Source organism: Streptomyces sp. WM6378 (assembly GCF_001279695.1).
In the GTDB taxonomy this organism is placed as follows: Bacteria; Actinomycetota; Actinomycetes; order Streptomycetales; family Streptomycetaceae; genus Streptomyces.
Genome location: NZ_LGDD01000312.1, coordinates 48,363 through 55,496 on the forward strand (window position 1 = coordinate 48,363; position 7,134 = coordinate 55,496).

Sequence of the window (7,134 nt, forward strand, 5' to 3'; positions counted from 1 at the left end):
GAAGCCGTGCGGAAGCGGAGGGGATGGAGTCTCGTCATCACCGTGTCCGTGCCGACTCGATCAGCGACGACGTCGACCAGCCGGCGACGAAGGGTACGACCACGGTTCGTCCGCCCAGGGAGCTGACCAGCTTGTCCTCCGGAATCTCCATCCCCGAGTAGTCGCCGCCCTTGACCCAGATCGCGGGACGCAGCGCGCGGATGGCCGCTTCGGGGGTGTCCTCGTCGAAGACCAGAACGGCGTCGACGGAGGCGAGTGCTTCGAGTACGAGAGCGCGTTGCGCCGCCGGAACGATGGGGCGCGACGGACCTTTCAGCCGGGTCAGCGAGTCGTCGCTGTTCAGGCAGACGATCAGGCAGTCGCCCAGTTGGCGCGCCTGTTCGAGGAGCCGGACATGCCCTGCGTGCAGCAGGTCGAAGCACCCCCCGGCGGCGACCACGGTGCCGCCCCTGGCACGAACCGCACCGGCGAGCTCGATCGCCCCTTGCCCACTCGCCGCGGGCCCGGCATTCGAGAGCCCCGTCGTGGGTGAGCCGTCGTCGGGCGGATGGTCCAGGGACCTGGGACCACCTGCCGCGACGTACGCCGAGGCTGCCTCCACCGCCGATGCCACCGCTTCGCTGGGCAACTGGCCGCAGGCCAGCATGGTGGCGAGGTGACCGGCGAAGAAGTCGCCCGCACCGCAGGGGTCGGCCTTCCCTCCCGCGGCAACCGTCGTGGGCACGACCAGCGGCGGCAGATCCACGTCGGCGAGCAGGACAGCGCCATGCTCGTGCCGGGTGAGCGCCACCTGGACCGGCCCCCACTCGCGCCCTACCGCACGGGCCGCTTCGACGTCGTCGGACAACGTGTCGCCGCCCGTGAGGGAGGCGATCAGCCGGGCTTCCCGGCTGTTCGGCGTCACCACTGCGGTGTGCGCGACCGGCACGGCACCCCGCGGATGCGGGTCCCAGACCAGTGAGGATCGCCGGGCCGCCTCAGTCAGTACGGCACGCAGTCCGGTGTGCGCGGTGATGCCCCGACCGTAGTCGGACACCAGGACGCCGCCGGCCGCCATCAGCACGCGCCGTGCCGCGGCGAGTGCCGTTTCGCCCTCGCGCCCGACGGGCGGGCACACGTCGTGCTCGTCCAGCATCATCACGGTGCGCCCGGCGGCGCGGATCCGCGTCTTGACCGCGGTCGAGCCGTCAAGGCCGAGATCGACCACCTCGACTCGCGCTTCGTCGAGCAGGGTGCGCAGCTGGTCGCCGACCGAGTCCTGGCCGAGCGCGGTGACGAGGGTGACCGGGTAGCCCTGTCGCGCGCTCAGTACAGCGGCCAGCGCGGCACCGCCGGGGCGTACGTGTGTGGTGCCACCGGTCACGACCAGGGCCGGCTCGTCGGACGCGACCCGCTCCACACGGCCAAGGTGGTCGCGGTCGAGGAAGGCGTCGCCGACCACCACCAGGTGCGGGCGGTCTCCGCGTGCCGCAGCCGCCCGCCGTTCCCCCACCGGCTCCGGTGACGACGCGGACGAGGGCGGCGGCGCGGGCGGCGCTGAACCGACGGCGTCCGTGGCAGTGTCGTGCCTGGCGGCGACGGCGGCGTCCATGGCAGCACACATCAGGTGGATCACCACGAGGTGGCATTCCTGCACCGTGGACAACGCCTGCGCCGTCACGGTCACCGCTTCGTCCACCAGCGTTGCCAGCGGGTTGGGTGCCGGTCCCGTCAGCGCCCAGGTGACCGCGCCGACCTCACGCGCGGCCTCCGCGGCACGCAACAGGTTCGCGCTGCGGCCGGAGCCGGACATGAGCAACACCACGTCGCCTGGACGCGCGTGCGCCCGCACCTGCCGGGCGAAGACCTGCTCGTAGCCGTAGTCGTTGCTGATCGCGGTGACCGAAGACGTCTCGGCGTGCAGCGACAACGCGGACATCGGCTGGCGTTCGGTCTGGAATCGACCCACCAGCTCAGCCGTCAGGTGTTGGGCCTGCGCCGCGGACCCGCCGTTGCCGGCCACCAGCAGACGCCGGCCGTCGCTGCCCAACTGGGCCAGCCGCGCACCCCAGTCGGCGACCCGGGGCAGGTCGAGCTCGGGCAGCGCCGCGGTGAGCTGTTTGAGGTAGTCCGTAGCGGTTGAGGTGTCGGCCGTCATGCTGGTGCTCCTACTGTTGGGCGCCCCAGAAAGTCGTTGAGTTCGATGGTGTGGCGATCGGGGTCGGCCACGAACGCCACCGTCTCCTGCTCGATCCGGTGTGGCTCGGTGACCACTCGGTAGCCCAGTGCGCGAATGTGTTCCACCAATGCCGGGACGTCGGCGACGCGAAACGCGACATGATGCGTGGGGTGCGGGGCCGGCACGAGGTCGCGCTCCTGCCACAGCTCTACACCCGCCGGTCTGCCGTCCGGCGCCATCTGCAGGATGACGCGATCGGCCAACTCGTAGCGCACGACGCTGGACAGCCCGAGTGCGTCGGCATAGAACCGTTCGGCGATGTCGATGTCCGCTACGTCCAGCCTGATGTGGTCGAAGGCCGCGACCGAGGTGGCCGGGTGCGCACAGTCCAGCGACTCGCTGCCCAAGTCGCGCCCCTCCTTCAGGGGTGACGGAGTTTCACCACCTGATACGGCCACATCCGATTTGGCGGAGTCCGGTTTCTCAGAGTCCAAGGCACTCTCCGGTTACAGGCTGGCAGGAGCGGACAGGCGGCAGTTTGTGAATCGACGCCGCCGTTGACTGGATTGGCCGGCGGGTCATTCGGGACATGCCGTCCCGGTACGGTTTGGTGCACGAGCCGGAATTCCTGATGAGCCCGTCGGTCACGACCGTCGCATCCCCCTCGTGACGCAAGGTCAAGTCGCCGACCATGACGGGCAAGCCCATTGATCGTTGTCGAGGGACAACTCTAGGGACTCAAGTGGGGAACAGTTGCCCGGAGTTGCGCAGTCCATGGCCGATGTTGCGAGTGACCATATGGACCGTCCGACGAGGCGGACTGCTGTGCGCGCAGTTGAAGGGGCATGCCGGGCCGGTGATCCAGGTCGAGGTGTGCGGGGTGTCCGCGAGGCGTACGCGCTGACGCGATCGCCATGGAAGATCACCTCGCGGACGCCCCCGGGTCGCAGCGGCCACGTGCGGCGAGGACACTCCGGACCCGTCGGCCCTTGTCGGGGCGGGTGGGCCCCGCCGTGGCGGTACCCCTCCGGTCGGCCGTCCCGCCCCCGCATCCCGCTCGGGCCGGTCAGTCGCGTTGCCGTACTCGTGCGCGAGGCAATCACCTGCCCGTCGGACGATCCACTCGATCACTCGCAACATCGGCCATGTACTGCGCAATTCCGGTCAACCTCAGTCCACTTGAGTCCCTAGAGTTGGGGGGCGCCTATGGAGGCTGTCGCGGCCTACGGATTTCATCAAGAATTCAAGGCGAGTGCCCCACCGGCCAATCCGCGCATGGCAGCGCCGACTTGCAGAAACAATGAGCAGCAATCGGAACCGCCGGAGACCAGGGGTTGACAAGCGCGGCACCGCACCGCAGGATCCCAACAACGCAACGCCGGACCAAGGGCTTTACGCGAATGCCGCCATCCGGCGACCGGTACGGATAGAGACATTCGCCCTGCGCCAAGGCCGATCTCCACCCCTTCTCAACCGTCCGCAGAAAGCAGAGCAGGTGCCCACTGCTCGCTCGACATTTCTTCTTCTCGGGGACAGAGCGCGTCGAATCCCAGGACACACGAGGCGGCGACCGGCCGGGCCTTTCGCGCCGCACCCCACGACCCCGATCCGTAGGCCGCGTGCACTGACCCGACGGACTCAGTACGGAGAACCCACCGTGTCGACAGCTGATCTCCCCCCAGATCTCGCCGAATGGCAGTGGCCCGCGGCTCCGAACACCGATGACCCGCACTGTCGGGTCGTGATCGTCGGAGGTGGGCTCGCCGGGCTCGAAGTGGCCCGGCAACTGGCCGCTCTCGGTGTCGACGACGTCCTGGTCATCGAAGCCGGACCTGCGCGGGATCTGTTGCACATCAACTCCGCGCACAACCCCGATGAGGCGCTGCGCACCTTCCTCGATCCTGTCGGCGACCCGCACTTCCAGCGTTGCTGGACATCGGACTCCGCCCCGCACTACGCCGCCAATGCCGGTCTGCGCAGGCGTCTCGGTGGACGTTCGCTGTACTGGTACGGCGCGTCCCTGCCGGTTGAGGACTGGGCCCTGGCCGACTGGCCGGAGTCGATCGTGACCGACCTGCGCGGCTCCTGGCAGGGCGGCCGCCCGCTCTACGAGCAGGTCGCGGCAGACCTCGGCATAGATCCGAACCGGCTCGACTCGCAGCAACCGGTGCTGAAGGTCGGGGGATTCCGTCTTGTCCGCACCCCGCAGGCCGAAACCCGGTTCGGTGACGACGGCCGCTGGTACGCCTACTCCCCGCTGGACCATTGGCGGCACCCGGTGACGGGCGCCGCGCTGGACGGCCCGCGCGGCATCCGGTTCCTGTGCGGCACCGAAGTCCTCTCGGTCGACATCAAAGACGGGCGGGCCCGCGGCGTCCACGTCCGGGAAACCGGTCCGAACGCCAAGGTCCGCCGGATCGCCGCGGACTCGGTGGTCCTGGCCGCCGGGACCATCGAGAGCAGCAGACTGGCCATCCAGGTGCTTCGTGCGATCGACCCCAGCCGCCCGCCCCGGCTGAACGGGCTCACCGACCACATCGTCCAGGGCTTCTTCCTGCGCGTGCGCGACTCGGGCGACTCCGGCGACGACAGGGCACCTCGCGGCCTGTCGGATGTCGCACCCGGCTCGTACGTGACTGCGTGCGAGGACGGAGCCCGGTCGAACCTGTTCGTCACGGTCGAACGGCCCGAACCCGACGTCCTGCTGTTCGATGTGCGGCTCACCGGGGAGCAGGTGCCCGGGACCGGTAGCCACGTCACATGCGAGCCGGCCGGCGAGTACCCGTGGCGCACCACCGTAACGGCGGCTCTGGCCCCGGCCGACCGGGACGTCATCGGACGCCAGCGCCAAGTACTGGACGAGGTCTGGAACCAGTTGGCCGCCGAGTTCGGTCTCACCGCCACGCCCCTGGCTTTCGACGACTTCGACCACCCGGTTCGCACCAACGCGTTCGTACTGCCGGAGTCGATCGGCGCGGAAACGTCCGAAGGGCCCTTCACTTGGTCGAGCCTGCTGGGAACCGAGGACCACGAAGGTTGCACGCTGCCGCTGGGGGACGTACTCGACGACCGCCACGCGTTCACCGCCGTCCCGGGCCTCTACGCCTGCGGGCCGGCGACCTTTCCCCGCATGGGTGCCGCCAACCCCTCCCTCACCACCCTGGCTCTCGCGCGGCGACTGGCCCACGTCCTGGCCGCCGCTCATGGCCGACAGGCACACCCAGTGACATCGGAGGTGGACGCGTAATGCTGACGGACAAGCGTGTCCTGGTCACCGGAGCTTCGAAGGACATCGGCCGGGGCATCGCGCTCGACCTGGCCAGGCACGGAGCAACCGTCGTCGGCACGTACAACACCGGCACGTCCGACGCGGAGGAACTCCTTGCCCTCGGCATCAAGGAGATGGTCCACCTCAATCACCTCGACCGGGAGGAATCAGCGGCCACGCTCCGGCAATTGGCCGCCAGCGGCCCGTTCCACGGGATCGTGAACAACGCCGCAGTGATCGAATTTGCTTCCTGGGAGTCCAGTTTGGACTCCTGGGACAGGGTATTTGACGTCAACCTCCGGGGCCCACTGGCCACCACGATCGCGCTCGCCCCCGAGATGCCACGAGACAGTTCAGTCGTCAATATCTCCAGCACGGCGGGGACGCTGGGCTCATTCGATTCACTCGCCTACTCGGCGAGCAAGGCCGCGCTCACCAACCTGACGAAGAGCCTCGCCAATGTGCTCGGGCCATCCGGAATCCGTGTCAACGCCGTCTCACCCTGCTACATCGACGTCGACGCACCCGCGGAATCAGCGAGATTGACTCCCCTGGGGCGTAACGGGTTCCCGAACGACATCGCCTCGGTGGTGGCGTTCCTCCTCACCGACGGCGCCCGCTTTGTCACCGGCACGGAAATCACTGTGGATGGTGGCTACATGGCTGCGGACACCCTCGCGAAACGCGCGTATGAGGCGCACTGACCGATCCACTGCCGATACCCCGAAAACCACGGACGTCGTGGTCGCCGACATGGGCACCACGACGCTGCTCGGTGGCGATCTGCCGTCCACCTGATCCGCTCTCCTGGCAGTGGGTCCGGTATCCCCACACCGGAGACCTTCTGGACCGACCCGGCTACCCGTCCGTATCGCGGACGTCCGGGGGGAAGGATCCGGCCGATGTCGGGACCGCGTCCAGCGACCGCGGCTCGATCACCGCTAGGAAGCCGCACTCATCGCCGCCCATGAGGCGTGGGCGGACGCGGGCTCTCCAGATGTGGATCTGGTCCGGTTGGGCGTGGTGGCGGGTAGGGACGTCGGCGGGTCCCTGACGAGCACTGTCCACCCACAGCGAAGCGCCCGAGCCGGCATCCTGGCCCTTCGACAAGGACCGCGACGGATTCGTCATGGAGCCATCACGCCAGGAGCATTCCGCGCCACTGCCCGACCGCCACATACGAACGCGCGCCCGCCAGCACTGCGGCGCGGCGATCAGCAGCACCCCCACGAACGGGAAACGCACGCCGCGACGACGGCATGGGCTTGGCGGCCTGAACCAGTCGATCAGCGGGCGACAACCCTGAACTCTCCCCCGACAAAGGCGACTTGACGAGACAGCCAGTGGCAGACTGACGGCACATTGAGGCTCCGGTTCAAGACGGCGACTGGCAAGGTCATCCGTCTGCGACGGGAGCCTCGATCTGTTCGCACCGCGCCCACCGAACATCGCCATCACCCTGTGACCAGCGACTTCCCCCACTCAACCGGACTTTGAAAGGGCGAAGAGGCCCTGAGGCGGTGGGCACCTGAGCAGTACCTGCCAGAAAGGCTACGTGAAAATGGCCGACCCTCGTAGTGTTGCGCCGTGGAATTCACTGACCATCGAGAGGCGATTCATTCCCGATCAGGGGCGTATGACATACCAGCCACCCCAGGACTGGTTCACCATCGTGGCTCCTCTGCATGGCTTATGCCAGGTGGAATAC

The 7,134-nt window shown here is 68.3% G+C and carries 4 protein-coding genes; 2 read left to right on the forward strand and 2 right to left on the reverse strand.

The features are described from left to right. Positions 1–37: 37 nt before the first annotated feature. Positions 38–2,137, reverse strand: coding sequence for a PfkB family carbohydrate kinase (locus ADK54_RS31005; RefSeq protein ID WP_078966770.1), 2,100 nt, complete (start codon positions 2,135–2,137; stop codon positions 38–40). Continuing rightward, complete coding sequence (locus ADK54_RS31010) at positions 2,134–2,565, reverse strand: VOC family protein (RefSeq protein WP_053729077.1); 432 nt, start codon at positions 2,563–2,565, stop codon at positions 2,134–2,136. Before ADK54_RS31010 ends, ADK54_RS31005 begins: the two co-directional genes overlap by 4 nt. A gap of 1,334 nt (positions 2,566–3,899) precedes the next feature. Here ADK54_RS31010 and ADK54_RS31015 point away from each other — a divergent pair. Both ADK54_RS31015 and ADK54_RS31020 read left to right on the forward strand, forming a co-directional pair. Beyond that, entirely contained in the window at positions 3,900–5,405 is a 1,506-nt protein-coding gene (locus tag ADK54_RS31015; protein ID WP_053729078.1) for a GMC oxidoreductase, read from the forward strand. Next, positions 5,405–6,130 carry an SDR family NAD(P)-dependent oxidoreductase gene (locus tag ADK54_RS31020; protein WP_053729079.1) on the forward strand — a complete coding sequence of 242 codons (726 nt, stop codon included), beginning with the start codon at positions 5,405–5,407 and terminating at the stop codon, positions 6,128–6,130. Before ADK54_RS31015 ends, ADK54_RS31020 begins: the two co-directional genes overlap by 1 nt. Positions 6,131–7,134 lie beyond the last annotated feature (1,004 nt).

What these genes read in the sequence shown, in the direction of transcription:
- ADK54_RS31005 (WP_078966770.1), bottom strand. Translation starts at nt 2,137, where the DNA reads ATGACGGCCGACACCTCAACCGCTACGGACTACCTCAAACAGCTCACC.
- ADK54_RS31020 (WP_053729079.1), top strand. Translation starts at nt 5,405, where the DNA reads ATGCTGACGGACAAGCGTGTCCTGGTCACCGGAGCTTCGAAGGACATC.